The organism is Streptomyces sp. V3I8, from assembly GCF_030817535.1.
Taxonomy (GTDB): domain Bacteria; phylum Actinomycetota; class Actinomycetes; order Streptomycetales; family Streptomycetaceae; genus Streptomyces.
In genome coordinates this window covers 3,070,927-3,097,090 of sequence record NZ_JAUSZL010000002.1, presented here as the reverse complement: position 1 = coordinate 3,097,090, position 26,164 = coordinate 3,070,927, and the positions used below count along the sequence as shown (strand labels likewise).

22 protein-coding genes are annotated in these 26,164 nt (G+C 71.3%); 16 read left to right on the top strand and 6 right to left on the bottom strand.

Features of this window, described 5'->3' with window-relative positions; translation table 11 throughout:
- Window positions 1-133 precede the first annotated feature (133 nt).
- The 3 genes from QFZ75_RS13485 to nudC all read left to right on the top strand — a co-directional run bounded on the left by QFZ75_RS13485 (window position 134) and on the right by nudC (window position 6,069).
- Window positions 134-3,622, top strand: coding sequence for an ATP-dependent DNA helicase (locus QFZ75_RS13485; RefSeq protein WP_307536806.1), 3,489 nt, complete (start codon window positions 134-136; stop codon window positions 3,620-3,622).
- A 10-nt stretch (window positions 3,623-3,632) separates the two neighbouring features.
- A complete protein-coding gene (locus QFZ75_RS13480) occupies window positions 3,633-5,036 on the top strand; it encodes a dipeptidase (protein ID WP_307536803.1) in 1,404 nt (467 codons plus the stop codon).
- Between the two features lie 85 nt (window positions 5,037-5,121).
- Window positions 5,122-6,069 (top strand): NAD(+) diphosphatase, encoded by a 948-nt coding sequence (gene nudC, locus QFZ75_RS13475; protein ID WP_307536801.1) that lies wholly within the window; start codon window positions 5,122-5,124, stop codon window positions 6,067-6,069.
- Between the two features lie 52 nt (window positions 6,070-6,121).
- Here nudC and QFZ75_RS13470 read toward each other — a convergent pair whose 3' ends face one another.
- Window positions 6,122-6,364 carry a mycoredoxin gene (locus QFZ75_RS13470; protein WP_307536799.1) on the bottom strand — a complete coding sequence of 81 codons (243 nt, stop codon included), beginning with the start codon at window positions 6,362-6,364 and terminating at the stop codon, window positions 6,122-6,124.
- A 230-nt stretch (window positions 6,365-6,594) separates the two neighbouring features.
- On the opposite strand from QFZ75_RS13470, the gene QFZ75_RS13465 reads away from it, so the two are divergent.
- From QFZ75_RS13465 to QFZ75_RS13450, 4 genes are all read left to right on the top strand, one after another.
- Entirely contained in the window at window positions 6,595-8,826 is a 2,232-nt protein-coding gene (locus QFZ75_RS13465) for an ATP-dependent DNA helicase UvrD2 (RefSeq protein WP_373465861.1), read from the top strand.
- A gap of 165 nt (window positions 8,827-8,991) precedes the next feature.
- Window positions 8,992-9,297 (top strand): hypothetical protein, encoded by a 306-nt coding sequence (locus QFZ75_RS13460; RefSeq protein ID WP_307536797.1) that lies wholly within the window; start codon window positions 8,992-8,994, stop codon window positions 9,295-9,297.
- Between the two features lie 174 nt (window positions 9,298-9,471).
- Window positions 9,472-9,840 (top strand): WhiB family transcriptional regulator, encoded by a 369-nt coding sequence (locus tag QFZ75_RS13455; protein ID WP_107020143.1) that lies wholly within the window; start codon window positions 9,472-9,474, stop codon window positions 9,838-9,840.
- Window positions 9,837-10,160, top strand: coding sequence for a hypothetical protein (locus tag QFZ75_RS13450; RefSeq protein WP_307536796.1), 324 nt, complete (start codon window positions 9,837-9,839; stop codon window positions 10,158-10,160). Before QFZ75_RS13455 ends, QFZ75_RS13450 begins: the two co-directional genes overlap by 4 nt.
- 103 nt (window positions 10,161-10,263) lie before the next feature.
- Here the strand turns inward: QFZ75_RS13450 and QFZ75_RS13445 are convergent, their stop codons facing one another.
- Complete coding sequence (locus QFZ75_RS13445) at window positions 10,264-11,694, bottom strand: AarF/ABC1/UbiB kinase family protein (RefSeq protein WP_307536794.1); 1,431 nt, start codon at window positions 11,692-11,694, stop codon at window positions 10,264-10,266.
- A complete protein-coding gene (locus QFZ75_RS13440; protein WP_307536793.1) occupies window positions 11,687-12,880 on the bottom strand; it encodes a TOMM precursor leader peptide-binding protein in 1,194 nt (397 codons plus the stop codon). The genes QFZ75_RS13445 and QFZ75_RS13440 overlap by 8 nt, the downstream gene beginning before the upstream one ends.
- A 209-nt stretch (window positions 12,881-13,089) precedes the next feature.
- Here QFZ75_RS13440 and QFZ75_RS13435 point away from each other — a divergent pair, with 209 nt between their 5' ends.
- From QFZ75_RS13435 to QFZ75_RS13420, 4 genes are all read left to right on the top strand, one after another.
- Window positions 13,090-13,686, top strand: a complete 597-nt coding sequence (locus QFZ75_RS13435; RefSeq protein ID WP_307536791.1) for a M48 family metallopeptidase — start codon at window positions 13,090-13,092, stop codon at window positions 13,684-13,686.
- 142 nt (window positions 13,687-13,828) lie between these two features.
- Entirely contained in the window at window positions 13,829-15,520 is a 1,692-nt protein-coding gene (locus QFZ75_RS13430) for a TerD family protein (RefSeq protein WP_307536790.1), read from the top strand.
- A 13-nt stretch (window positions 15,521-15,533) separates the two neighbouring features.
- Window positions 15,534-16,214 (top strand): AIM24 family protein, encoded by a 681-nt coding sequence (locus QFZ75_RS13425; protein WP_266496347.1) that lies wholly within the window; start codon window positions 15,534-15,536, stop codon window positions 16,212-16,214.
- 15 nt (window positions 16,215-16,229) lie between these two features.
- The gene (locus tag QFZ75_RS13420; RefSeq protein ID WP_307536787.1) at window positions 16,230-16,985 is read left to right on the top strand and encodes an AIM24 family protein; all 756 of its coding nucleotides are present in this window, start codon (window positions 16,230-16,232) and stop codon (window positions 16,983-16,985) included.
- Between the two features lie 119 nt (window positions 16,986-17,104).
- Here the strand turns inward: QFZ75_RS13420 and QFZ75_RS13415 are convergent, their stop codons facing one another.
- Together QFZ75_RS13415 and QFZ75_RS13410 are read right to left on the bottom strand one after the other, a co-directional pair.
- Window positions 17,105-17,626 (bottom strand): NUDIX hydrolase, encoded by a 522-nt coding sequence (locus QFZ75_RS13415; RefSeq protein WP_307536786.1) that lies wholly within the window; start codon window positions 17,624-17,626, stop codon window positions 17,105-17,107.
- Window positions 17,623-19,074 carry a zinc-dependent metalloprotease gene (locus QFZ75_RS13410; protein ID WP_307536785.1) on the bottom strand — a complete coding sequence of 484 codons (1,452 nt, stop codon included), beginning with the start codon at window positions 19,072-19,074 and terminating at the stop codon, window positions 17,623-17,625. Before QFZ75_RS13410 ends, QFZ75_RS13415 begins: the two co-directional genes overlap by 4 nt.
- Before the next feature lie 190 nt (window positions 19,075-19,264).
- On the opposite strand from QFZ75_RS13410, the gene QFZ75_RS13405 reads away from it, so the two are divergent.
- The 4 genes from QFZ75_RS13405 (at window position 19,265) to QFZ75_RS13390 (ending at window position 22,458) form a co-directional block, all read left to right on the top strand.
- A complete protein-coding gene (locus QFZ75_RS13405; RefSeq protein ID WP_307536783.1) occupies window positions 19,265-20,422 on the top strand; it encodes an SDR family oxidoreductase in 1,158 nt (385 codons plus the stop codon).
- A 132-nt stretch (window positions 20,423-20,554) separates the two neighbouring features.
- Window positions 20,555-21,016, top strand: coding sequence for a molybdenum cofactor biosynthesis protein MoaE (locus QFZ75_RS13400; RefSeq protein WP_307536782.1), 462 nt, complete (start codon window positions 20,555-20,557; stop codon window positions 21,014-21,016).
- A gap of 78 nt (window positions 21,017-21,094) precedes the next feature.
- A complete protein-coding gene (locus tag QFZ75_RS13395; RefSeq protein WP_307545104.1) occupies window positions 21,095-21,286 on the top strand; it encodes a hypothetical protein in 192 nt (63 codons plus the stop codon).
- Between the two features lie 77 nt (window positions 21,287-21,363).
- On the top strand, window positions 21,364-22,458 hold the full coding sequence (locus QFZ75_RS13390; protein WP_307536780.1) for a PDZ domain-containing protein: 1,095 nt from the start codon (window positions 21,364-21,366) through the stop codon (window positions 22,456-22,458).
- A gap of 27 nt (window positions 22,459-22,485) precedes the next feature.
- On the opposite strand, the gene QFZ75_RS13385 is transcribed toward QFZ75_RS13390, so the two are convergent.
- Complete coding sequence (locus QFZ75_RS13385; RefSeq protein WP_307536778.1) at window positions 22,486-23,043, bottom strand: PPA1309 family protein; 558 nt, start codon at window positions 23,041-23,043, stop codon at window positions 22,486-22,488.
- A 137-nt stretch (window positions 23,044-23,180) separates the two neighbouring features.
- Here QFZ75_RS13385 and QFZ75_RS13380 point away from each other — a divergent pair, with 137 nt between their 5' ends.
- A complete protein-coding gene (locus QFZ75_RS13380; RefSeq protein ID WP_307544444.1) occupies window positions 23,181-26,159 on the top strand; it encodes a UPF0182 family protein in 2,979 nt (992 codons plus the stop codon).
- The last annotated feature ends 5 nt before the right edge of the window (window positions 26,160-26,164 follow it).

Genomic DNA, 26,164 nt, shown 5'->3' with positions numbered 1-26,164 from the left:
GCGTACGAGGCGTGTGGGGCGCATACGGCGTACGAGGAGTGACAAATGGCACCCCCCGTGCTGACCTGCGCATCCTCCGGCCCCGCCGCCGAATCGGCACCGGCTGTCAGTGAGCACGGCTAGCCTCTCTGACGTGCCAGCCCGTATCTCCGATCCCGAGCAGCTCAAGGAACTCCTGGGCATCCCGTTCACCCCGGAGCAGACGGCCTGCATCACCGCACCACCCGCCCCGCAGGTGATCGTGGCCGGAGCCGGCAGCGGCAAGACGACGGTGATGGCCGCGCGCGTGGTGTGGCTGGTCGGCACCGGGCAGGTCGCCCCCGAGCAGGTCCTCGGCCTGACCTTCACCAACAAGGCGGCGGGCGAGCTCGCCGAGCGCGTACGCAAGGCCCTCGTCAGGGCCGGGGTGACGGACCCGGACGCGATCGACCCGGACAACCCGCCGGGCGAGCCGGTGATCTCGACGTACCACGCCTTCGCCGGCCGTCTGCTGACCGACCACGGGCTGCGCATCGGGCTCGAACCCACCGCGCGCCTCCTCGCCGACGCGACGCGCTACCAGCTCGCCGCACGCGTCCTGCGCGAGGCACCGGGCCCCTATCCCGCGCTCACCCGCTCCTTCCCCGACCTGGTCAGCGACCTCCTGACCCTCGACTCCGAGCTCGCCGAACACCTCGTACGCCCCGAGGAGCTGCGCGCGTACGACGCCCGGCTGCTGAGCGACCTCGAGGGCGCCAAGCTCACCAACGCCGAACTGCGCAAGGTCCCCGAGGCGGCCGCCGCCCGGCGTGAACTGACCGAGCTGGTGAGCCGCTACCGGACGGCCAAACGCGAGCGCGACCTGCTCGACTTCGGTGACCAGATCGCCCTCTCGGCGACCCTGGCCCGTACCCGTCCCGAGGTCGGCGGCATCCTGCGCGACGAGTTCCGGGTGGTCCTCCTCGACGAGTACCAGGACACGTCCGTGGCCCAGCGCATCCTGCTGGCCGGACTGTTCGGAGCCGGCACGGGCCACCCGGTGACCGCCGTCGGAGACCCCTGCCAGGCCATCTACGGCTGGCGCGGCGCATCCGTGGCCAACCTCGACGACTTCCCCGAGCACTTCGCGCACGCCGACGGCCGCCCCGCGGCCCGCCAGTCGCTGAGCGAGAACCGCCGCAGCGGCGGCCGCCTCCTCGACCTCGCCAACGACCTGGCGGAGCCCCTGCGCGCCATGCACGCGGGCGTGGAGGCCCTGCGCCCGGCACCCGGCGCCGAGCGCGAGGGCATGGTGCGCTGCGCCCTGCTGCGCACGCACGCCGAGGAGATGGATTGGCTCGCCGACTCCGTCGCCCATCTCGTACGCACCGGGAAGGCGCCCGGTGAGATCGCCGTCCTGTGCCGTACCGCGGGCGACTTCGCCGAGATCCAGAGCGCGCTCGTCGCCCGTGACGTCCCCGTCGAGGTCGTGGGTCTCGCCGGGCTGCTGCACCTGCCCGAGGTCGCCGACCTGGTCGCCGTCTGCGAGGTCCTCCAGGACCCCGGCGCCAACGCCTCACTGGTCCGGCTGCTCACCGGCCCGCGCTGGCGCATCGGCCCCCGCGACCTCGCCCTCCTGGGCCGCCGGGCCAGGCTGCTCGTGTCACACGCGCGCGTGGGGGCCGACGACGACCCGGACCTGCGGCTCGCCGCGGCCGTCGAGGGGGTCGACCCGGCCGAGGTCATCTCCCTCGCGGACGCGCTCGACACCTTCCTGGAGGCACCGCTCGGCGGCGGCGGGGACGACGACCGGCTGCCGTTCTCGGCCGACGCCCGCGTACGGTTCGCGCGGCTCGCCACCGAACTGCGCGACCTGCGCCGCTCCCTCGCCGACCCGCTCATGGACGTCCTGCACCGGGTGCTGGCCACCACCGGCCTGGAGGTGGAGCTCTCCGCCTCCCCGCATGCCCTGGCCGCCCGCCGCCGCGAGACCCTGTCCAACTTCCTGGACGTCGCCGCCTCCTTCGCCGCCAACGAGGGCGAGGCCAGTCTCCTCGCGTTCCTCGGCTTCCTGCGCACCGCCGCCCAGTACGAGAAGGGCCTCGACAACGCGCTGCCGGGCGGCGAGAACACCGTCAAGGTGCTCACCGCGCACAAGTCCAAGGGCCTGGAGTGGGACGTCGTCGTGGTCCCGGGGCTCGTCACCGGCACGTTCCCCAGCGGCCAGGGACGTGAGAAGTGGACCGCCCAGGGCAAGGTCCTCCCGCACGGATTGCGCGGCGACGCCGACACCCTGCCCGACATCGACGCCTGGGACTCCCGCGGCATGAAGGCCTTCCACGAGGCCATGAAGGACCACCAGCACACCGAGGAACTGCGCCTCGGTTACGTCACCTTCACCCGCCCCCGCTCCCTGCTGCTCGGCTCCGGCCACTGGTGGGGCCCCTCGCAGAAGAAGCCCCGCGGCCCCTCGGACTTCCTGCACGCCCTGTACGGGCACTGCGCGGCCGGGTACGGCGAGATCGAGGCCTGGGCGGACGAACCCGGGGAGGACGAGGAGAACCCCGCACTGCTGGCGGCGGGCGGCGACCACGCCTGGCCGCTCCCGCTCGACGACACGGCGATGGCCCGCCGCCAAGAGGCCGCCCGGACGGTGCTGGCCCACCTCGAGTCCGTCCACTCCCACGAAACGGCCCATCCGTCGGCCGCCGGGGACCCGGGCCCCTACGACGACCCGGACTGGCCGCTCCCGCCGGAACCGGAGGAGGACGAGCCTCCTTACGAAGAGAGTGATCCCACAGCCGGTACCCCGGACGACTGGGACGCGTGGACCCCGGACCGCCCGCGGGTACCGCACCCCGCTCCGGCCCCCGACGCACACCCGCACCCGCCCGGGCGCACACGGCTCACCCCGGAGGAGGCCCGCACCGTCGCCTCCTGGGACCGCGACCTGGACGCCCTCGCCGGAGAGCTGCTGCGTGCCCGCGAGAGCGTCACGGACGTCCCCCTGCCGGCCTCCCTGACCGCATCCCAGGTGCTGCGCCTGGCCCAGGACCCGGACGGGTTCGCGACCGAACTGGCCCGCCCCATGCCGCGCCCGCCCCAGCCGGCCGCCCGCCGCGGCACCCGCTTCCACGCCTGGGTGGAAACCCGCTTCGAGGAGCTGACGCTCCCCATGCTGGAGCCGGAGGACCTGCCCGGCAGCGAGGCCGAGATCGCCGACGAACGCGACCTGGAGGCCCTGAAGAACGCCTTCGAGCGCACCCCCTACGCCCACCGCACGCCCCACCGGGTCGAGGTCCCCTTCCAGCTCGCTATCGCCGGACGCGTCGTACGGGGCCGTATCGACGCCGTCTACAAGGAAGAGCCCGACGCGGGAGGCGACGGGGAGGGCACGACGACGTACGAGATCGTCGACTGGAAGACCAGCCGCACCCGCACCGGCGATCCGCTCCAGCTGGCCCTCTACCGGCTCGCCTGGGCCGAGCAGCAAGGCGTCCCGCTGGAATCCGTCCGGGCGGCCTTCCTCTACGTGCGCAGCGGCGAGGTCGTACGCCCCGAGGCGCTGCCGGACCGGGCCGCGCTGGAACGCCTCCTCCTGGAGGAACCGTCCGAAGGGGTCCGCGACGAACCACCGGACCGGCATACGCGCGTGGACGGCTAGGCTCGTGACCATGAGCAAGACTCCGGACAGCGCCGTCCGCGCGTACATCGAGCAGCACCGCGCCGCCTTCCTCGACGACCTCGCCGAATGGCTGCGCATCCCGTCGGTCTCGGCCCAGCCCGAGCACGCCGCGGACGTCCGGCGCAGCGCCGACTGGCTCGCCGCCAAACTGCGGGAGACGGGCTTCCCGACCTGCGAGGTCTGGGCGACCCCCGGCGCACCCGCGGTCTTCGCCGAATGGCCCTGCGACGACCCGCGGGCCCCCACGGTCCTCGTCTACGGCCACCACGACGTACAGCCCGCCGCCCGCGAGGACGGCTGGGACACCGACCCCTTCGAGCCCGTCGTCCGCGAGGGCCGCCTGCACGCGCGCGGGGCCGCCGACGACAAGGGACAGGTGTTCTTCCACACACTCGGCGTCCGCGCCCACCTCGCCGCCACCGGCCGCACCACACCCGCCGTCCACCTGAAGCTGCTCGTCGAGGGCGAGGAGGAGTCCGGCTCCCCGCACTTCCGCGACCTCGTCGAGACGCACAGGGACCGGCTGGCCGCCGACGCGGTGATCGTCTCCGACACCGGCATGTGGTCCGAGGACACCCCCACGGTGTGCACCGGCATGCGCGGCCTCGCCGAGTGCGAGATCCAGCTGTACGGGCCCGGCCAGGACATCCACTCCGGCTCCTTCGGCGGCGCCGTACCCAATCCGGCCACCGCGGCCGCCCGCCTCGTCGCCGCCCTGCACGACGAGCACGCGCGCGTGGCGGTCCCCGGCTTCTACGAAGGCGTCACCGAGCTCACCGAGCGGGAGCGGGAGCTGTTCGCCGAACTGCCCTTCGACGAGGAGCAGTGGCTGAGCACCGCCCGGTCCACGGCCACCCTGGGAGAGAGCGGCCACACCACCCTGGAGCGCGTCTGGGCCCGCCCGACCGCCGAGGTCAACGGCATCGGCGGCGGCTACCAGGGCCCCGGCAGCAAGACGATCATCCCGTCCTCGGCCATGGTGAAGCTCTCCTTCCGGCTCGTCGCCGGACAGGACCCCGAGCACATAGAGAAGGCCGTCCGCAGCTGGGCCGCCGAGCAGCTGCCGGCCGGGATCCGCCACGAGATCACCTTCGGCGCGGCCACCCGCCCGTGTCTGACACCGCTCGACCACCCGGCCCTGCAGTCCGTCGTCCGCGCCATGGGCCGCGCCTTCGAGCAGGAGATCCGCTTCACCCGCGAAGGGGGGTCGGGGCCCGCCGCGGACCTCCAGGACGTCCTGGCCGCCCCCGTGCTGTTCCTCGGCATCTCGGTGCCGTCCGACGGCTGGCACGCCCCGAACGAGAAAGTCGAGCTCGACCTCCTGCTCAAGGGCGTCGAAACCACCGCCTACCTGTGGGGCGACCTGGCCCTGGACCGGCGAGATGCCCACTGAAGAAGCCCCGCCGCACCGTCCTGCCGTACATCCGGCTGAACAGCCCGCCGAAACAACCGTTTCACCGGGGGAGTTGGAAGCACCCGTGACCACCTGGACCGACCACACCGCCGACCGTCCCATCTCGCTCACCGCCCCGAGCGGCATCGACCGGGCCGCCCACCACCGGCTCGACGAGGCCTGGCTCGCCGCGGCGTGGAGCCACCCCACGACCCGCGCCTTCGTGGTCTCCGGCGGCCAGGTCCTCATCGACGAGACGCCCGACGGCACCACCGAGCTCGTCATGACCCCGTCCTTCGAAGCGCCCCTCACCGAGGCGCACCGGTACTTCCTGGGCACCGACGACGACGGCGTCAGCTACTTCGCCCTGCAGAAGGACAGCCTCCCCGGCCGCATGGACCAGTCCGCGCGGGCGGCGGGTCTGCGCGAGGCCGGCCTGCTCCTGTCGCCGCGCGACGCGGGACTCATGGTGCACGCGGTCGCCCTGGAGAACTGGCAGCGGCTGCACCGCTTCTGCTCCCGCTGCGGTGAACGCACGGTGATCGCCGCGGCCGGCCACATCCGCCGCTGCCCGGCCTGCGGCGCCGAGCACTACCCGCGTACGGACCCCGCGGTGATCATGGCCGTGACGGACAACGAGGACCGCATCCTGCTCGGCCGCCAGGTGCACTGGCCCGAGGGCCGCTTCTCCACGCTCGCCGGTTTCGTCGAGCCGGGCGAGTCCATCGAGCAGTCGGTCCGCCGCGAGGTCTTCGAGGAGGCGGGGATCACCGTCGGCGCGGTCGAGTACGTCGCCAGTCAGCCCTGGCCGTTCCCCTCCAGCCTCATGCTGGGCTTCATGGCCCGCGCCACCTCGGCGGAGATCAACGTCGACGGCGAGGAGATCGAGGAGGCCCGCTGGTTCTCCCGGGAAGACCTGCGGGCCGCTTTCGAGTCCGGGGAGGTCCTGCCTCCGTACGGCATCTCGATCGCGGCCCGTCTGATCGAACTCTGGTACGGCAAGCCCCTGCCGACGCGCAAAGCGGCCGTCTGAGGCCGGCACCGGCCGCCCGAGACGGGTGCCGGGCGCCCGGGGCCCGTACCCCCTAGGCGCCGATCTTCTGCTTGACCTGTGCGAGCGAAGGGTTCGTCAGCGTCGAACCGTCCGGGAAGAGGACGGTGGGGACCGTCTGGTTCCCGCCGTTCGCCTTCTCCACGAACGCCGCGGAGTCCGGGTCCAGCTCGATGTTGACCTCCTCGTACGTGATGCCCTCACGGTCCATCTGGCTCTTCAGCCGACGGCAGTAGCCACACCACGTGGTGCTGTACATCGTCACGGTGCCCGGCATGTCTCTCGTGCTCCTTCGCTGCGGGGAGGTACGCGTTCGCTGTGGGGGGAACGTACGCGACCGGGCCGCCATTCCCGTACACGCCCCGGCGGGAGCATCCGGCGCGGACCCGGTAAGGACCCGGCGCGGACCCGGCGCGGCACCTGACGACTGTCGCATTAGTACGACTGCAAGCGTGCCCCTGTGGACAACCGGCGCACCCGCCTCCGACGACCTGGCAGCATGGCGGGGTGACAGCAGCAACGCATTCCACCCTCTTCCCACAGGACCCGCACGGCTCCCCGTACTCGGCCGCACCGAGCGGAGCCGACGCGGTCCTGGAAGGGCTCGACCCCGAGCAGCGCGAAGTCGCCACCGCTCTGCACGGTCCGGTGTGCGTGCTCGCGGGGGCCGGCACGGGCAAGACCCGCGCCATCACCCACCGCATCGCCTACGGGGTACGGGCCGGGATCCTGCAGCCCTCCAGCGTGCTCGCCGTCACCTTCACCAACCGGGCCGCGGGCGAGATGCGCGGCCGCCTCCGCCAGCTCGGCGCCTCCGGGGTCCAGGCCCGCACCTTCCACTCCGCCGCCCTGCGCCAGCTCCAGTACTTCTGGCCGAAAGCCGTCGGTGGCAGCCTGCCCCGGATCGTCGACCGGAAGATCCAGCTCGTCGCCGACGCGGCGGCCGCCTGCCGTATCCGCCTCGACCGCGGCGAGCTGCGGGACGTCACCGGCGAGATCGAATGGTCCAAGGTCACCCAGACCGTCCCCGCCGACTACGCCGCGGCGGCGGTCAAGGCCGGCCGGGAAGCGCCCCGCGACCGCGCCGAGATCGCCCAGGTCTACTCCGCGTACGAGGACCTCAAGCGCGCCCGCGGCGTCATCGACTTCGAGGACGTCCTGCTGCTGACCGTGGCCATCCTCCAGGACCAGCACGACATCGCCGAAGCGGTCCGCGCCCAGTACCAGCACTTCGTCGTCGACGAGTACCAGGACGTCAGCCCCCTGCAGCAACGTCTGCTGGAGCTGTGGCTCGGCGAGCGCGACAGCCTCTGCGTCGTCGGCGACGCCAGCCAGACCATCTACTCGTTCACCGGCGCGACCCCCGACCACCTCCTCGACTTCCGCACCCGCCACCCCGGCGCCACGGTGGTCAAACTGGTCCGCGACTACCGCTCCACCCCGCAGGTGGTCCACCTCGCCAACGGTCTGCTCGCCCAGGCCCGCGGCCGCGCGGCCGACCACCGGCTGGAACTGATCTCCCAGCGCTCCGCGGGCCCCGAGCCGGCTTACGCCGAGTACACCGACGAGCCCGCCGAGGCCGAGGGCGCCGCCCGCCGTATCCGCGACCTCATCGCCTCCGGCACCCCCGCGAGCGAGATCGCGATCCTCTTCCGTACGAACGCGCAGTCCGAGATCTACGAACAGGCCCTCGCCGACGTCGCAGTGCCCTACCAGCTGCGCGGGGCCGAGCGCTTCTTCGAGCGGCCCGAGGTCAAGCGGGCCATCCACGCCCTGCGCGGGGCGGCCCGCTTCGGGGGCAACGACGCGCTCCTCGACGACGCCCCCGACCTGCCCTCGCAGGTAAGGGCCGTCCTCTCCGGGGACGGCTGGACCCACCAGCCACCGGCGGGCTCCGGCGCGGTCAGGGAGCGCTGGGAGTCCCTCGCCGCCCTCGCGAACCTGGCCCAGGACTTCGCCGCCGCCAGGGCCGACGCCACCCTCGGCGACCTCGTGGCCGAACTGCAGGAGCGCGCCGCGGCCCAGCACGCCCCGACCGTCCAGGGCGTCACCCTCGCCTCCCTGCACTCCGCCAAGGGCCTGGAGTGGGACGTCGTCTTCCTGGTCGGCGTCGCCGAAGGCATGATGCCGATCTCCTACGCCAAGACCGACGACCAGATAGAGGAGGAACGCCGCCTCCTCTACGTCGGCGTCACCCGGGCCAGGGAGCACCTCTGTGTCTCCTGGTCGCAGTCCCGCTCGCCCGGCGGCCGGCCCAACCGGCGGCCCAGCCGGTTCCTCGACGGACTGCGGCCCGGCTCCGTGGCCACCGCGGGCCGCCGGGGCACGACCGGTCCCGGCGGCGTGGGCGGCATCGAGCGCGGAGCGCAGGGCGGTGCCCCCGGCGTGGTCCGCCGGACCAGCCGCACCCCCGCACGCTGCCGGGTCTGCGGCCGCACCCTCAACGACGCCGGCGAGATGAAGCTGATGCGCTGCGAGGACTGCCCCTCCGACATGGACGAAGGGCTCTACGAACGGCTGCGGGAGTGGCGGGCGGTCCAGGCCGAACGCAGCGGACAGCCCGACTTCTGCGTCTTCACGGACAAGACGCTGATGGCCATCGCGGAAGCGGTGCCTTCCACTCCGGTTGAGCTGGCCCGCATCCCGGGCGTCCGCGCCCGCAAGCTCAACCGCTACGGAGCCGACGTACTCGCCATCTGCGCAGGTCAGGAGCTGGAGACCGACCAGGACGAGGAATGATTCAAACTCGTCGAGAAAATAGTTTGCGCATGCCCGGGCAATCCCCATAGGTTCTAAAGCACGGAAACGGCGGCCTTCTCGAAGGCCCCGGTTCCATGCTGTACTTGACGACAACCGAAGGACCGGCCCGCCCGGTCCCAGAGACGCCGAGAGGAGGCGATTCCAGTGATCAGCATCACCACCAGCTCCGCCAAAATGACCGATCGCTCGGTCGTCTCCGCCTGCCTGCCCGGCTTCTCGAACCTGGGCACCGGTCTGTCCGGCATCGCTGCCGTCCGGCCGGCGTCCTCCGTGTCTCTCGCGGCACTCCCTGTCCGTGAGCGCAATGAGCGACCGATGAAGGCACTGGAAACAGTAGAGGCACAGGCCCAGGCCTATGCCTTTGCGGCCACCGGTGCCGGAGCGCACCAGCAGACGCACCACACGATGTGGGCCTTCCGTGGGCCTGACCCCTGGAGTGATCCAGCCTGATCGACGATCAGGCCGGCGCCTTCAGGGCCGCGGAACCCCACCCGGGATCCGCGGCCCTTCTGTTTGTCCCCGACCGGGGGCGGCGGAGCGAAGGGGCCTCGGGACAACAGAAAACCCCGGTACCAGCCGCCAACCGGCCAACCGGCCGGCACGACCAGACGAGGAAAACCAGCCGTGCAACTCGAAGCGCACGCCCCGTCCGTACCGCCTTCCGAAACGATCACCCCGCCCGGTTCCACGGAGGACTCCACCTTGACCCCGCTCACTGCGCTGACCGCGCTCGACGACGCCATCGAGAACCTCGGCGTACCCGTCCCCTGCCGTTCCTACGACCCGGAAGTCTTCTTCGCCGAGTCCCCGGCCGATGTCGAGTACGCCAAGTCCCTCTGCCGCACCTGCCCGCTGATCGAGGCCTGCCTCGCCGGCGCCAAGGAGCGGCGTGAGCCCTGGGGCGTCTGGGGCGGCGAGCTCTTCGTCCAGGGTGTCGTTGTCGCCCGGAAGCGGCCGCGTGGCCGCCCGCGCAAGAACCCGGTTGCGGCATGAACCTCACAGGAACGATCGATCGCCCCCTGACGCACGACCCCAGGAAACAGGCCCCGATGAAGCCGTCCACCGGCGAGCCCACCGGCTCCGCGACCCCAGACTTCACCTCCACCGGCGCGAACGACTCGCGTCAGAACAGGACCCGCGAGATGCAACTCATCCCAGAAGCCCTCGCGCGTGCGCATATGCACGCGCGGATCCACGAGGCCGAGCTGGAACGCCGGGCCATGCGCCTGGTGGTGGCCCGCCGTATGCAGCGCCGCGCCGAGCGCGCGTCGCTGCGCGCCCGCCGCGCTCTGGCCATGGCGGTCATGCAGTAGGAGGCGTGCACCGTCGCCGGGAGGCACAGGTGCAGTCGGCACACCGAGACAGTCGCCGATCGCGGGGGCCGGTCCGAACGGACCGGCCCCCGCGGTGCGTGACTCACGCCCCGGCCGCGGAGTCCTCCTCGTCCGGGCCTTCCTCGCCCGGGTCCTCCGCGTCCAGGTCCTCCGCGTCCGGCAGGAAGCCTGGAAGCCAGTCCTCCAGTTCCTGTCGCAGCCGTACCGTCGCTCCCAGCTGACAGAGCACGCCGATCGTGCTCAGGGTCACCCGGTGGATCAGCAGATACGCCGGAGGCAGGTTGAGCTGCTTGCCCAGCTGGTGCGCGGGGGAGCGGATGTCGGCGATCCGGGCCGCCTGGTTCCGCATCCAGCCCCGGCTGAAGGTGAACTCGTCCACCTGAGCCGGCTCGATGATGGGGAGCAGGTAGTCGAGGACGGCCTCCGGGTCCAGTTCTATGGACTCCTTGATGAAGCCCTCCTCCCGGAGCAGTTCGTGGACGGCCTCCGCCTCGCCGTCCAGGGTCATGCGCAGCGAGGCGCCGATCGTCGGCGGCAGGCCGTCCGGCAGACGGTCCACCGTGCCGAAGTCCAGGACGCCCAGTCGCCAGCGGCTCCTGTCCCCGGAGCTTTCGGCGCCTTCGGAGCCGTCGGGGGCGTCCGGCAGGAGACGGAAGTTCCCCGGATGCGGGTCGGCGTGCAGCAGCCCCGTGCGGGACGGGCCGGAGAAGAGGAAGCGGGCCAGGAGCTGGCCTGCCCGGTCCCGCTCCTCCTGCGTGCCGTCGGTGATGACCTCGGACAGCGGTGTCCCGTCGATCCACTCCGTCACCAGCACCTGCTCGCTCTGGTGGACCACCGCGGGCACGAGCACGTCCGGGTCGTCCGCGAACTCCTCCGCGTGTGCCCGCTGGGCCTGGGCCTCCAGGCCGTAGTCGAGCTCCTCGGACACCCGGTCGCGCATCTCCGCGATGAGCGGCTTGATGTCCATGCCGGGAACGAGCGGTCCCAGCAGCCGGGCGAAACGGCTCAGCTGGTTCAGGTCGGACAGCAGGGCCTCGCCCGCCCCGGGGTACTGGACCTTGACCGCGACCTCCCGGCCGTCGTGCCAGACCGCCCGGTGCACCTGCCCGATGGAGGCCGCCGCGGCCGGTTTGTCCTGGAACTCCAGGAACAGGTCCTGCCAGTCCTCGCCGAGCCGTTCCGTCAGCACGGCGTGCACCGTGCGGGTCGGCATCGGCGGGGCCGCCTCCTGGAGCTTCGTGAGCGCCGCGCGGTACGGGCCGGCGACCTCCTCGGGCAGCGCCGACTCGAAGACGGACATGGCCTGTCCGAACTTCATCGCGCCGCCCTTGAGCTCGCCGAGGACCTTGAACAACTGGTCGGCGGTGCGTTGCTGCAGTTCACGGCCCACGAGCTCCGCGGACTTGCCGCCGATCCGTTTGCCCAGCCCCCAGGTCGCGCGCCCGGCGAAGCCGAGCGGTAGCGCGGCGAGCTTGGCGGTTCGGGTGACCGCCTTCCGGGGAAGATCAGACATGCGCCCTCCAAGTACCGGACAGCCGTGCCGCATGCGGCTGTTGCCCGACCATTGTCTCGTGCGGCCCTTCGTCGTCCGAGGTCTGCTCCCCCTCAGCTTTCTCCCCGGCCCCGCAGGGGCATGCGGGATGCTGCCACACCGGGCGGGCGTGCCAGTCGAGACCTGGCGGCGAAATCTCCCAGCGAGCCCCCGCACTCGACGGTAGCTCCCCGTCGAGGAAGGCCGTCGCGTGCCCCGCGGCCAGCCCCGCGACCGTGACCGCCAGCGTCAGATCGCACGCCGGCACCGGGGGCTGCCGACCGGAGCGCCACTGCGCCAGCAGGCGTGGCCAGGCCGGATCCCGGTCGGCGCGTCCGAGATCCAGACAGCCCGCGCACGCCGTGTCCCCGGGCAGGACCAGTGGGCCGACGACCCCCGTGCCCTCCACGACCCCGGCGAACAGATGCGGCGTACCGGAGTCGATCAGCGGCCGGGAGTCCGCCGGGTCGGGTGCGTGGACGGCGAGACCGTCCCGGGGCGCGAGGATCACCAGGGAGAGTCCCGGGCCGTCCTGTCCGGCGGCGGACCGGGCACCGCCGCGGCGAGGCGGGCGGCCGGGTGCCGCTCCGCGCACCGCGCGCTGGGCCGCCTCCTCCCGGCGCTCGCCGACGGACTCCACGGGCAGCCCGCCCGGCGCCACGTCCCACGGCTCGACGCGGCCACCGTCCTGTACGTCGACCCGGCCCACGCCCGCCCCCGCCAGCGCCGAGGCGAGGACGGTTCCGACCCTGCCCGCACCCCGCACCTGCACATGCAGGGAGCGGCGGGCCGCCAGCCGGCGCATGGCCTCGCCGGGCCCGGGGGCGACGAGGGAGAGCGAGGCGGCGTCCGGCCGCAACCGGTCCAGCTCCGCCGGTTTTCCGCGCAGGGCGTCGGCGGCCGGGCCGCCGCCCGTCGCGTCGTCCAGCAGGCCGGACCGGGACAGCCGCTCCACGAGTCCGTCGACGCGGCCTTCGGGCAGTCCCATGCGGCGGCCCTCGTCGCGCAGCAGGGGCAGTCCGCGTGTCCCGTCGAGCAGAGCCAGAAAACCCCCCGTCGCCGTGTCCAGCGGGCCCAGCACCATCGCGTGCGCCGGCGCCATGCCGAACTGCACGGTGTGCAGATCCCGCCAGCCGCGCCGCAGCGCGGGTTTCACCATCGGATGCATCGAGCCCCCCGTACGTCCCCGTGACGCCGGCGGAGTTCGTCCCACTGCGCCGGTCGAATGCCAGGATGCCCGCATTGCCCGGCGCGTGCCGAAAGTTATCCACAGGCAGTGGATGTTCGTCGTACGAATCAGGCCCTTGGGGGCGCGGTTCGGCATCGATGCGCACCGGAGACGGGACTTCCGCCCTGCGCAACGGGTAACGTCGGGGCGTGCCCGCCGACCCACTGCACCGCGCCGGAAACCCACAGCGCAGCACGACGAGCCAGCCGCCGAGCGGCTCGGGGGTGAGCGCGATCGAGGTCCGCAGGAGCGCCCGGCGGCGCCGGACGGTCTCCGCGTACCGTGAGGGTGATCGCACCATCGTGCTCATTCCCGCCAGGATGTCCGAGGCGGAGGAACAGCGCTGGGTCACGGTCATGCTCGACAAACTCGCCGCCCAGGAGAGCAAGCGGGTGCTCGGCGACACGGAACTGTCCGAGCGCGCCGCCCGGCTCTCCGAGCTGTACTTCGACGGCCGGGCCCGGCCCGCCTCGGTGCGCTGGGTCACCAACCAGAACACCCGGTGGGGCTCGTGCACCCCCGCCGAAGGCAGCATCCGCCTGTCGCACCGCCTGCAGGGCATGCCCGAGTACGTCGTGGACTACGTCCTCGTCCATGAGCTCGCGCATCTGCTCGTACCCGGCCACGGGGCCGATTTCTGGCAGCTCCTCGAGGCCTACCCGCGCACCGAGCGGGCCCGTGGCTACCTCGAAGGAGTGGTCGCCGCCGACAGGCTGCCCCACCTGCCCACGACGCGCGGCGAGTGACGCCGGCCCGACGCCGAAACCCCGTCGGACGTGCGGCGGCACGGATTGTGTACCGGGTCTGTACCGGCTTGGTCCACGGCTGGAATTTGCCGTTAGCCTGACGCGACGCACTTGTTTTCGGGATGGGGGACGGTCGTTACGCATGGCCAGGGAATTCCAACGCGGCCACAAGGCCAGGATCAGTGACCTCACCGCGGGCACCGATCTGTACGTAGGGGTACAGATCACCGGTCCGGGGCTGACCTTCGACATCAGCTGCTTCGGCCTGGACGCCGAGGAACGGCTCTCCGACGACCGGTACTTCGTCTTCTTCAACCAGCCGAAGACCCCCGAGGAGTCGGTCCAGCTCCTCGGCGCGCAGGCGGGCGACACGGAGTCCTTCCGCGTCACCCTCGACAGGATTCCGCCGCAGATCCAGAAGCTGTCGTTCACGGCGACCGTCGACGGCGCGGGCCAGATGTCCCAGATCGCTCCCGGATACCTCCGCATCGTGGCGGGCGGCGAGGAGGTGGCCCGGTACTCCTTCACCGGAGCCGAGTTCTCCACCGAGCGTGCCGTGATGCTGGGCGACTTCTACCTGAAGGACGTCTGGCGGTTCGCCGCGGTCGGGCAGGGTTTCGACGGCGGCCTCGACGCGCTGCTGAAGAACTTCGGCGGCGAGGTCGCCGAGGAGGAGCCCGCCGCCGCCCCCGCGCCGCAGCCGGGCGCCCCGTCGTTCGCGCCGCCTGCCCAGGCCGCCGCGCCGCCCGCCTTCGGCGCCCCCTCGGGCCCCGCCACACCGGCCCCCGCGCCCGCCGCGCCGCAGCCCGCCCAGGGTTTCGCGCCGCCCCCGGCACCCACACCACCCCCGGCGCCCGCACCCCCGGTGCACGCCGCACCGACCATCGTCGCGCCCCTGACCCCGCCCGGCGCCGGCCCCGTACCGCCGACGGCACCTGCTCCCGCGCCCTACGGGCAGCCGGGCCACCAGCCTGCGTACGGTCAGCCGCCCGGCCAGACCGCGCCCCTGCCACCCGGTTACGGACAGCCCCAGGCGCCCGCCCCGCCCCAGGGCTACGGGCAGCCGGCCCCGCCCCCGGGCTACGGTCAGCAGCCGCCCTTCGGCCAGGCGCCGGGTCAGCCCGGCGTGCCCGCCGGGTACGGAGTGCCGCAGGGCGCTCCCCCGGGCGGCGCCGGTGTCACCGCGGCGCTGCAGGCCTACAAGGAGACGCCCACCGGGCAGCGCTGGACCCAGCAGAACAAGAAGATGGTCCGCGTCGACCTCGGCATGGGCGGCGACCAGGCCGTACTGGCCCGCCAGGGCAGCATGGTGCTCTACCAGGGCAAGGTCGACTTCAGCTACAAGGGCGCCGGATTCGCCGGCCGGATGGTGGGCAACGCGACCGGCCAGGAGATGCAGCTCATGCGCTGCTCGGGCCGCGGTCAGGTCTTCCTCGCGGAGAACTCCGCCATGCTGCACCCCATCGAGCTGCAGGGGGACGGGGTCTGCGTCTCCGCGGAGAACGTCCTCGCCTTCGACGAGACGCTGCAGTACGAGGTGCGCCGCATCGAAGGACACGGCATCCCCGGCGGCGCCCTCTTCACGATGCAGTTCCAGGGCACCGGCACGATCGTCGTGAAGACGAGCGGCGTGCCCGTGGTCCTGCCCGTGACACCGACGACGTTCGCCGACTGCAACGCCGTCGTCGCCTGGTCCGCCGCGTCCCAGGTGATCGTCTCCAGCCAGGTGCGGACGCGCCGCAACGCCTACCCCGGTGACACCGGGGAGAGCGTGAACCTTCAGTTCCGCGGCGCGCCCGGCAATTTCATCGTCGTCCAGCCGTACGAGGTCTGAGGGAGCCCGTCCAATGAACCAGCAACTCGCGGGCTTCGCCCCGGCACCCGTCGCCGCGCGCATGGAGAACCACGGCAATCACATGCTCAAGGTCGCCATGCAGACCGGGAACGACCTCCTCGCGCGCGTGGGGTCGATGGTCGCCTACGAGGGCTTCGTCCAGTACGAGCCCAATCCGCCGGCCGTGCGCCAGATCGCCAAGGACTGGATGACCGGCGAGGGCGCCCCGCTGATGAAGTGCTCCGGGGACGGCCTGCTCTACCTCTCCGACTACGGGGCGAACGTCGTCGTCATCAACCTCAACGGCGACGGCATCTCCGTCAACGCCACCAACCTCCTCGCCTTCGACGCCCACCTCACATGGGGCGTCGAGCGGGTCAAGGGGCTGGCGAAATTCGCCGGCCAGGGCCTGTGGAACACCAAGATCTCCGGGCAGGGCTGGGTCGCGCTGACCTCCCGGGGCAAGCCCATCGTCGTCGACTGCGGCGGTGGCGAGGACGAGACGTACGTCGACCCGGACGCGCTCGTCGCCTGGTCCCCGAACCTCAAGGTGAAGGGCAAGCGCAGCTTCAAGGCACAGTCGCTGATCGGGCGGGGCAGCGGCGAGGCCTTCCAGATGGCCTTCTCCGGACAGGGCATCGTCGTCGTCCAGCCCAGCGAGGACAGCACCGACCGTCTCCGGGTCCGGGGCTGAGGGGGAGGACACACCATGCAGAGCCCGCTTTTCGCCTACAACGACCAGCAGTCCCAGGAGCGCTACAGCCTGCAGAACAAGCAGATGCTGCGCGTCCTCCTGCAGGGCCACGACGACGTACTCGCCCGCAAGGGCACCATGGTCGCCTACCAGGGACTCGTGGAGTTCGACGCCGAGTTCCAGAACACCGGCCAGCAGCGTTCCCGCGCCGTCACGGGGGAGGGCCTCGACCTGATGCGCTGCCACGGGCAGGGCACCGTCTACCTGGCCAACCTCGCCCAGCACATCCATGTGGTGGACGTGGACCAGGACGGTCTCACCGTGGACAGCGGTTACGTCCTGGCGATGGACTCCGCGCTGCACCACGAGGTGATCGCCGTGGACAGCCAGTACGGCATCTCCGGCTCCGGCAAGTACCAGCTCAACATCTCCGGACGCGGCAAGGTCGCCCTGATGACGTCGGGCAGTCCGCTGATGCTGCAGGTCACGCCGGACAAGTACGTCAACTGCGACGCCGACGCGATCGTCGCCTGGTCGACGGGGCTGCGGGTCCAGATGCAGGCCCAGACCCATTCCTCCGGGGTGTTCCGCCGCCGCGGCAACACCGGTGAGGGCTGGGAGCTCAGCTTCATGGGACAGGGGTACGCCCTCGTGCAGCCCAGTGAGCTGCTGCCGCCGCAGAACGCGGCGATCGGGGGCGGGATCGCCGCGCAGTACGGGGTGGGGCAGCAGGGTGCCCGCGGGCAGAACCAGGGGAATGTCTGGAGCTGATCGCTCCTGGACTCCGGGCGGCTGCGAGCCCGTCGTGGCTGGGCGCGCAGTTCCCCGAGCCCCTCAAGACGCGGCCCTGAAGAGCGCCCCTGACGGGGCGCGTCTTCAGGGACGCGTCTTCAGAGCCTTGCTCGTGTCGCTTCCAGGAGGCGGACCACCGAGTCGTCGGCGACCTGGGGGACCTCTCCGTAGGCGAACCAGCGCAGGTCCAGGGACTCCTCGCTGATCGTCTGGACGGAGTCCGGCTCCGCCACCACCGCGTACTGGACGTCGAAATGCCAGTGGCAGGGCGGCGGGATGGGGTGGCGGTCGAGCCGGACGGGGCCGCCCGGGAGCAGGGTCAGGCCCGTGATGCCCGACTCCTCCGTGGCCTCACGCAGGGCCGCCGCCTCCAGGGTGGTGTCCCCGGGCTCGCAGTGACCACCCATCTGGAGCCACATCCGCAGCTTCCTGTGGAGCGTCAGCAGGACCCTGCCCCGGCCGGGATCGATCACCAGGGCGCTCGCCGTGACGTGCCCGGCCGTACAGGCTTTCCACAGACCGTCCGGATGGGCCTCCAGATGGTCGAGATAGGCCTGGCGCAGCTCGTCCTGCCCCTCGACGTCCTTCAGGACCAGGACGGCGTCGTCGTACAGGGTCACTTGTCGCTGTCGCCCTTGTCCTCGGTCCCGCCCTCGGCCCTGTTCCCGCCGTCGGTGTCCTCCTTGGTGAGGTTGGGCCGCTCGGGTGAACCGCCCGCGGCCTCGCCCAGCATCTTGTCGAGCTCGGAGAAGTCCAGCTGCTCGCGGTGCACGAAGCCGTCCGGGTCGTCCAGGTCGGAGGCGGTCGGCAGCATGTCCGGGTGCGCCCACAGGCCGTCCCGGCCGTCGACCCCGCGCGCGTCCGTGAGCGAGGCCCACAGGCGCGAGGCGTCCCGCAGCCGGCGCGGACGCAGCTCCAGGCCGATCAGCGTGGCGAAGGTCTGCTCCGCCGGGCCGCCCGTGGCGCGACGGCGGCGCAGTGTCTCCCGCAGCGCGTCCGCGGACGACAGGCGGGGCTTCGCCGCCGAGTGGACCACCGCGTCCACCCAGCCTTCCACCAGGGCGAGCGCCGTCTCCAGGCGGGCCAGCGCCGCCTTCTGCTCCGGCGTGTCCTCGGGCTGGAACATGCCCTGCTGGAGCGCTGCCTGCAGCTCCTCGGGGTTCTGCGGGTCGAACTGGCCGACCACGTCCTCCAGCTTCGCCGTGTCGACCTTGATCCCGCGCGCGTAGCCCTCGACCGCGCCGAACAGGTGCGAGCGCAGCCATGGCACGTGGGCGAAGAGCCGCTGGTGGGCGGCCTCGCGCAGGGCGATGTACAGGCGCACCTCGTCCTGGGCGATCCCCAGGTCCTTGCCGAAGGCCTCGATGTTCAGCGGCAGCAGCGCGGCCTTGCCGGCCGGGCCGAGCGGCAGGCCGACGTCGGACGAACCGACGACCTCGCCCGCGAGCACGCCGACGGCCTGACCGATCTGCGTACCGAACATGGCGCCGCCCATGGAGCGCATCATGCCGAGCAGCGGGCCCGCCATGGCCTGCATCTCCTCGGGCAGGACGTCGCCCATGGCCGCGCCGACGCGCTCGGCGACCGGGTCGACGAGCTCCTTCCACACGGGCAGGGTCGCCTCGACCCACTCCGCGCGGCTCCAGGCCACCGCGGAGGTGGCACCGGACGGCAGCGACGTCGCGTCGTCCAGCCACAGGTCGGCCAGCCGCACGGCGTCCAGGACCGCGGCGCGCTCGGCCGGGCCGACGCTCGCGTCCTTCGTGCCGTCGGCGGTGCCCTGGGACACCGTCTGGCGGGCGATCTGCTTGGCCATGTCCCAGTTCACCGGGCCGCCCTCGTACGAGAGCATCTGGCCCAGCTGCTGGAACGCCGCGCCCAGGTCGTTGGGGTTCAGCGAACCGAACATCGCGGCGAGCGGATTGTCGCCTCCGGGTCCGCCGGGCCCGAAACCGAACGGGTTGGCAGGTCCCTGACCACCACCGCTCTGCTGGTCCTTCTTCTTGCCCTCGTCGCCGTTCTCCGGCTCCTCCGGCGGAAGGCCGAATCCGAATGGGGTGTCACTCACGGGATTCCTCGGCTGTTAAGGCCGCCGGTTCGGTCCGACGGCGGCTGCCCTGCATCACCACCCAGCGTAGACACCACAACCGGTTCGGGCCTCGGTGCGTCGCCGACTCGGCGGCTGCGGCAGGATGGATGCCACCTGGTACGTATGCGCCACTCGCGTTCTTACTGAAGACAACCGCTGGAGACGCCCGGTGAGTTCCCCAGATCCACAGGTTCGCGCAGCGCGAAACCCCTCAACCCCTCCGACGCCCGCAGAGAGCCCTTCGACCTCGGCGGCACGGGCCGGCGGGACCGCGCGGGGCCCCGTCGTCGCCGTCACCGGCGCCGCGGCCGGGATCGGCGCGATGCTGACCGAGCGCCTCGCCGCCAGCGACGAGATCAAGCAGGTCATCGCCATCGACGAGCGGCGGGGCGAGTGCGCGGACGCGCAGTGGCACATCCTGGACGTCCGGGACCCGGCCATCGCGGAGAAGCTGCGCGGGGCGGACGTCGTGGTGCACCTCGCGCTCGACCTCGGCCTCGAGACGGACCCGGCGGCGCGCACGGCGTACAACGTGCGGGGCACCCAGACCGTGCTCACGGCCGCCGCGGCCGCCGGGGTCCACCGGGTCGTGCTGTGCACGTCGGCCATGGTCTACGGAGCGCTGCCCGACAACGAACTGCCCCTGTCCGAGGACGCGGAACTGCGGGCCACCGCCGAGGCCACGGGGGTCGGGGACCTTCTGGAGGTCGAGCGGCTCGCCCGGCGGGCGCCCCGCGCGCACCCCGGCCTCAACGTCACCGTCGTACGGCCCGCCGTGCTCGTCGGAGGCACCGACACCGCACTGACCAGGTACTTCGAGTCACCTCGGCTGCTGGTCGTGGCCGGCTCCCGGCCCGCCTGGCAGTTCTGCCACATCGAGGACCTGTGCGCCGCCCTGGAGTACGCGGCCCTGGAGAAGGTCGAGGGCGAACTGGCCGTCGGGTGCGACGGATGGCTGGAGCAGGAGGAGGTCGAGGAGCTCAGCGGGATCCGCCGGATGGAGCTGCCGTCCGCCGTCGCCCTGGGAGCCGCGGCCCGGCTGCACCGGATCGGGCTCACCCCGTCGCCGGCCGGGGACCTCGCGTACACGATGTACCCCTGGGTGGTCAGCGGCAGCCGGCTGCACGAGGCCGGGTGGCGGCCCCGGTGGACCAACGAGGAGGTCCTCGCCGAGCTCCTGGGGGAGGTCGCCGGGAGGCACACCCTCGCCGGACGCCGGCTCGGACGCAAGGACGCCACCGCGGCGGGTGCCGCCGGAGCGACGGTTGCCCTGCTCGGCACGGCCGCACTGGTGCGGCGGGCGCGCAAGGCCCGGCGGCGGATCTGAGCCGGTGCCCGCTCCGGAGTCCGCCGGACGGGGACCTGAAGGCGGTCGGCGCGGGAGGCTGCGCCCCGTATGCGCGCGCCGGGTCGCGGGAGCTGTTCCGCGGGGCCGACGGGGTGGGGCACGATGGGGGGTATGGCACCCATGAACGATCATCCCGGTGAGCAGGCCGCACAGGATCCGATCAAACTGCTGGCCGTCCGGGAGACCGACCTCTCCCTGGACGAGGTCTTCCGGGCCGTCGGTGACGACGCCTCCGGAGGGACCGCGCTGTTCGTGGGGACCGTGCGCAACCACGACGCGGGAGCGGACGTCGACGCCCTCGGGTACTCCTGTCACCCGAGCGCCGAGGCCGAGATGCGGCGCGTCGCGGAGAAGGTCGTCGCGGAGTACCCCGTGCGGGCGCTCGCCGCGGTGCACCGCATCGGTGACCTGCGGGTGGGCGATCTCGCCGTGATCGTCGCCGTGTCCTGCCCGCACCGCGGCGAGGCCTTCGAGGCCTGCCGGAAGCTGATCGACGACCTGAAGCACGAGGTCCCGATCTGGAAGCACCAGAAGTTCTCCGACGGTACGGAGGAGTGGGTCGGAGCCTGCTGACCGCTCCGGTTGCGTAACCCGACCCCTGCCGTGAGCGTTGAACAAGCGGATGGTTAATCTGCTGATCAGTCAGTTGCGATGGTTCATCGGGGTTGGGAGGTCGGCATGGCGGCGCTCGCCTGGTTGCTGATTCCATTGTTCGCCGCGATAGGTGCCGGAGCCTGGGGCAGTTGGGCCGGACGCAACCGCAAGACCATCGGTGACGGCCACGAGCTCGCCGGCTACACCCGGTTCCGCGAGGCCATGGAGAAGTCCCACTCGGAGGTCTGACCGGCCGCCGTACCCCCGGGACCCCGGACGGACGGCCCCGACGGTCCGTTGACAGTGCTGTCCCGTACTGTCGTTCCATGCCACGCCGCACCGCGACGATGCTCGCCTCCACCCTGATGCTGATCGCGCTCCTGTGCGCGGGAGTCTTCATCAAAGTGCCGTACTCGGAGATGTCGCCGGGTCCGACGGTGAACACCCTCGGCGAGCACGACGGCGAGCCGGTGCTGCAGATCTCCGGTCGCAAGACCTACCCGACGAGCGGTCACCTGAACATGACCACCGTCCGGGTCACGAGCGCCGACTACAACATGAACCTCGTCGAGGCGGTGTACGGCTGGCTGGCCCACGACAACAAGGTGGTCCCGCACGACACGCTCTACCCCAACGGCAAGACGGAGGAGCAGTCGACGCAGGAGAACGCCGAGGAGTTCAGCCAGTCCCAGGAGAGCGCCAAGGTCGCGGCGCTCAAGGAGGTCGGCGTCCCGGTGAAGTCCTGGGTGATCGTCTCCACCGTCGTCAAGGACACCCCCGCCGAGGGCAGGCTGCACGCCGGTGACGTGATCAAGGCCGTCGACGGTACGCCGGTGAAGGCGTACGACGACGTCGCGAAGCTGGTCACCAGGCACAAGGCCGGCGAGAAGGTCGTCTTCACGATCGTGCCGGCCAAGGAGCAGGCCGCCGCCGAGAAGGAGAAGAAGACGGCGACCAGGACCGAGGACGTCACGATCACCACCGCCAAGTCCGACGACGAGGGCGAGGAGCGGGCGATCGTCGGCATCTCGGCCGGGACCGACCACACCTTCCCGTTCACCATCGACATCAAGCTCGCCGACGTCGGCGGCCCCAGCGCCGGTCTGATGTTCGCCCTCGGCATCGTCGACAAGCTGACCCCGGGGAGCCTCACCGGCGGCAAGTTCGTCGCCGGCACGGGCACCATCGACGACGCCGGCAAGGTCGGCCCGATCGGCGGTATCGAGATGAAGACCGTCGGCGCCCGGGCCAAGGGCGCCCAGTACTTCCTGACGCCCGAGGACAACTGCGCGGCCGCCGCCCGTGACGTCCCCGACGGGCTCACGCTCGTCAAGGTCGGCACCATCGGCGACGCGGTCGCCGCCCTCGACGACATCCGCGGCGGAGACACGGCCGGCCTGCCGAAATGCACCCGGAGCTGACACCCCGGCAGGCCGACGGGGTCTCCGCTACTCCTCGAACGTCGCCGTGAGCGCCTCCGCCAGACCCGGGACGAGGTCGGAGCCGGTGAGCACGTCGGTCGCCGAGTCCTTCTCACGCAGCCGCAGCGCCGAATCGCGCTTCCCGTCCCGCAGCACGGCCACGGTCATCCGGACCTCCTGGCGCTCCGGGTGCTCGGCGACCCACTTCGCCAGCCGCGTCTCGTCGAGGCCCTCCGGCACGGACGCCTCCGCGGACGGCGGCAGCATCAGCCGCTCCACGGACAGCGCGCAGCCGACCACGGCGTCCGGCCACGCGATGGTGCCGAGGAACTCGTCCAGCGGACTGCCCGCCGGCAGTTCGTCCTGCTCGATAGGGGTGAGGGTGCCCTCGGGCACGTCCTCGGTCAGACCCAGACGCTCGGCGAGCCCCGGTTCCTGGGAGCGCAGTCGGGTGGTGTCGACCAGAGCGAAGAGCCGGGCGGGCTGGTCCCAGCCGAGCCCGGAGACGTACTCGTCGATTTCGAGGGCGGCGCGGGTGAGAGGCCCGGCCGCCATGGGGGTGCCTGAGGAGGCGGTGTTGGACATGGTCACAATCCTGCCTCGTTCGGCCCCGGAACCGGGAACCGAGTAAAGCATCAGTAAGTTGCATAGATGTGGCCCGGCGTCTGCGGGGCCCTCAGATTCCAACAGCGAACTTCGAGGTGCGCACCTTGGCTTTCCAGATGCCGGACCGCGGCGGAGGCCCGACAGGGCCGCGGATGAGAGTGGGCCGACCGTCCCGGCGCGTCCGGACCCTGCTCATGACACTGGGCGTACTGGCCGTGCTGGCCATGGCCTTCGTCATGTTCGCGGGGTTCTGGACGGACTGGCTCTGGTACCGCTCGGTGCAGTACTCCTCCGTCTTCACGACCACCCTGTGGACCAAGATCGGTCTGTTCTTCGTCTTCGGACTGCTGATGGCCGTGGCCGTCGGGGTGAACATCTGGCTGGCCCACCGGCTGCGGCCGCCGCTCAGCGCCATGTCGATGGAGCAGCAGAGCCTCGACCGGTACCGCATGGGCGTGGCCCCGTACAAGAAGTGGATCCTGCTCGGGATCACCTCCCTGGTCGGGCTCATCGCGGGTGCCTCCGCGGCGGGCCAGTGGCGTACATGGCTCATGTGGGTGAACGGAGTGCCCTTCCACCAGAAGGACCCCCAGTTCCACCTCGACGTCTCCTTCTACGCCTTCGACCTGCCCTGGTACCGCTTCATGCTGGGCTTCGGCTTCGCGGCGGCGATCCTCTCGCTGATCGCCGCGGCGCTGACGCACTACCTGTACGGCGGACTGCGCGTCACCAGCCCCGGAGCGCGTGCCACGGCCGCCGCCACCGGTCATCTGTCGGTGCTGCTGGGCATCTTCGTCGCGCTGAAGGCAGTCGCGTACTGGCTCGACCGGTACGGGCTGGCGGTGAAGTCCAGTGACTTCAAGGCGACCGGCAACTGGACGGGCCTCAGGTACGTCGACGCCAACGCCTACCTGCCGGCCAAGACGATCCTCTTCTGCATCGCGGTCATCTGCGCCCTGCTGTTCTTCGCCACCCTGTGGCGGCGCACCTGGCAGCTGCCGGTCATCGGCTTCGGCCTGATGGTGCTCTCGGCGATCCTCATCGGCGGGCTCTACCCGGCGATCGTCCAGAAGTTCCAGGTCCAGCCGAACGAGCAGGCCAAGGAAGCCCCGTACGTCGAGAAGAACCTCAAGGCGACCCGTGACGCGTACGGCATCACCGGGACCGAGGTCACCGAGTACGCGGGTGCGAGCACGACCAAGGACAAGGCCAAGCTGCGCGACGACGCCGACGGCGCCGCGAGCATCAGGCTCCTGGACCCGAACGTCGTCTCGCCCACGTTCCAGCAGCTCCAGCAGGTCAGGAACTACTACGCGTTCCCGTCGAACCTGGACGTCGACCGCTACAGCAAGGACGGCAAGGACCAGGACACCGTCATCGGTCTGCGCGAGCTGAACCTGCAGGGCATCCCGAAGAGCAACTGGATCAACAACCACTTCCGCTACACGCACGGCTTCGGAGTGGTCGCGGCCAAGGGCACCAACGCCGACGCCGAAGGACGCCCGGAGTTCACCGAGTACGACCTGCCCTCCAAGGGCGACCTCGGCGACTACCAGCAGCGGATCTACTACGGCGAGAAGACCAGCCAGTACTCGATCGTCGGCGGTCCGCAGAAGGAGATCGACTACTCCGACGACACCGGCGAGAAGACGACCAGCTACAAGGGCAAGAGCGGCGTCAACCTCGAGAACCCGGTCAACCGGGCGGCGTACGCGGTGGCGTTCAGCGAGCCGCAGATCCTCTACTCCGGAGCGATCGGCGACGGTTCGCGGATCCTCTACAACCGCACGCCCAAGGAGCGCGTCGAGGCGGTGGCCCCCTGGCTGACCATCGACGGCGACGCCTATCCCGCGGTCGTCGGCGACAAGATCGAGTGGATCGTCGACGCGTACACGACGACCAACGGCTACCCGTACGCCTCGCGCACCACCCTCGGTGACACGACGGCCGACTCGCTGACCGCCGCCAACAACCAGCGGGCGGTGGTGGCCCAGCAGAACCAGGTCAACTACATCCGCAACTCGGTGAAGGCGACCGTCGACGCGTACACCGGCAAGGTCACGCTCTACGAGTGGGACACCAAGGACCCGGTCCTGAAGACCTGGAAGAAGGCCTTCCCCGGGACGGTGGAGCCGAAGTCCGAGATCCCGCAGGCCCTCATGGACCACCTGCGGTACCCGCAGGACCTGTTCAAGGTCCAGCGGGAGCTGCTGACCCGCTACCACGTGAAGGACGCGGAGACGTTCCTCAGCGGCAGTGAGGTGTGGCAGGTGCCGGACGACCCGACCAACAAGTCGGGCAACGCGGTGCCGCCGTACTACCTCAGCATGAAGATGCCGGGTGAGCAGTCCCAGGCGTTCTCCCTGACGACGACGCTCACGCCGAACGGCCGTGACAACCTGAGCGCCTTCATGTCGGTCAACGCCGAAGCCGGCACGAGCGGCTACGGCAAGATCAACATCCTCAAACTGCCCACGGGCAGAACGGTCGACGGACCGAAACGGGTGCAGAGCCAGTTCAACTCCGAACCGTCCATCGCCGAGTCCATCAGGCTCCTCAGAGGTGGTGACTCGGAAGTCGAGTACGGCAACCTGCTGACGGTGCCGCTCGACGGGGGACTGCTCTACGTGGAGCCCGTCTACGTCCGGGGTGGCGGTCTGAAGTACCCGCTGCTGCGCAAGGTGCTGGTGACCTACGGAGGTGCGACCGCCTTCGAGGACACGCTGGAACAGGCGCTCGACAAGGTCTTCGGAGCGGAGGGTTCGACCGCCGAACCTCCGGACGAGGACGAGACGAAGCCGCCGCCGGCCTCCAGCGACCCGACGGTCCAGGAAGCGCTCGACGACGCCCAGAAGGCCTTCGACCAGGGCCAGGAAGCCCTCAAGAAGGGCGACTGGGAGGCGTACGGAACGGCGCAGAAGGACCTGGAGGACGCCCTGGAGCGGGCCGAGGACGCACAGGCCGCGGCGGACAAGGGCGCAGGCGGCGGCGACAAGTCCGGCGACTCCGGTGACAAGGGGTCCGGGGCGAGCGGCAAGCCCAGCAGCAGCCCCAGCAGCACTTCGAGCAGCAGCAAGAGCCCCGACAGCAGCTGAGTCGG

Bases quoted from the DNA above. Each gene is read 5' to 3' on its own strand.
- QFZ75_RS13480 (WP_307536803.1), top strand. From the start codon at position 3,633: ATGAGCAAGACTCCGGACAGCGCCGTCCGCGCGTACATCGAGCAGCAC.
- QFZ75_RS13470 (WP_307536799.1), bottom strand. From the start codon at position 6,364: ATGCCGGGCACCGTGACGATGTACAGCACCACGTGGTGTGGCTACTGC.
- QFZ75_RS13450 (WP_307536796.1), top strand. From the start codon at position 9,837: ATGAACCTCACAGGAACGATCGATCGCCCCCTGACGCACGACCCCAGG.
- QFZ75_RS13445 (WP_307536794.1), bottom strand. From the start codon at position 11,694: ATGTCTGATCTTCCCCGGAAGGCGGTCACCCGAACCGCCAAGCTCGCC.
- QFZ75_RS13440 (WP_307536793.1), bottom strand. From the start codon at position 12,880: ATGCATCCGATGGTGAAACCCGCGCTGCGGCGCGGCTGGCGGGATCTG.
- QFZ75_RS13430 (WP_307536790.1), top strand. From the start codon at position 13,829: ATGGCCAGGGAATTCCAACGCGGCCACAAGGCCAGGATCAGTGACCTC.
- QFZ75_RS13425 (WP_266496347.1), top strand. From the start codon at position 15,534: ATGAACCAGCAACTCGCGGGCTTCGCCCCGGCACCCGTCGCCGCGCGC.
- QFZ75_RS13420 (WP_307536787.1), top strand. From the start codon at position 16,230: ATGCAGAGCCCGCTTTTCGCCTACAACGACCAGCAGTCCCAGGAGCGC.
- QFZ75_RS13400 (WP_307536782.1), top strand. From the start codon at position 20,555: ATGGCACCCATGAACGATCATCCCGGTGAGCAGGCCGCACAGGATCCG.
- QFZ75_RS13395 (WP_307545104.1), top strand. From the start codon at position 21,095: ATGGTTCATCGGGGTTGGGAGGTCGGCATGGCGGCGCTCGCCTGGTTG.
- QFZ75_RS13390 (WP_307536780.1), top strand. From the start codon at position 21,364: ATGCCACGCCGCACCGCGACGATGCTCGCCTCCACCCTGATGCTGATC.
- QFZ75_RS13385 (WP_307536778.1), bottom strand. From the start codon at position 23,043: ATGTCCAACACCGCCTCCTCAGGCACCCCCATGGCGGCCGGGCCTCTC.
- QFZ75_RS13380 (WP_307544444.1), top strand. From the start codon at position 23,181: ATGCCGGACCGCGGCGGAGGCCCGACAGGGCCGCGGATGAGAGTGGGC.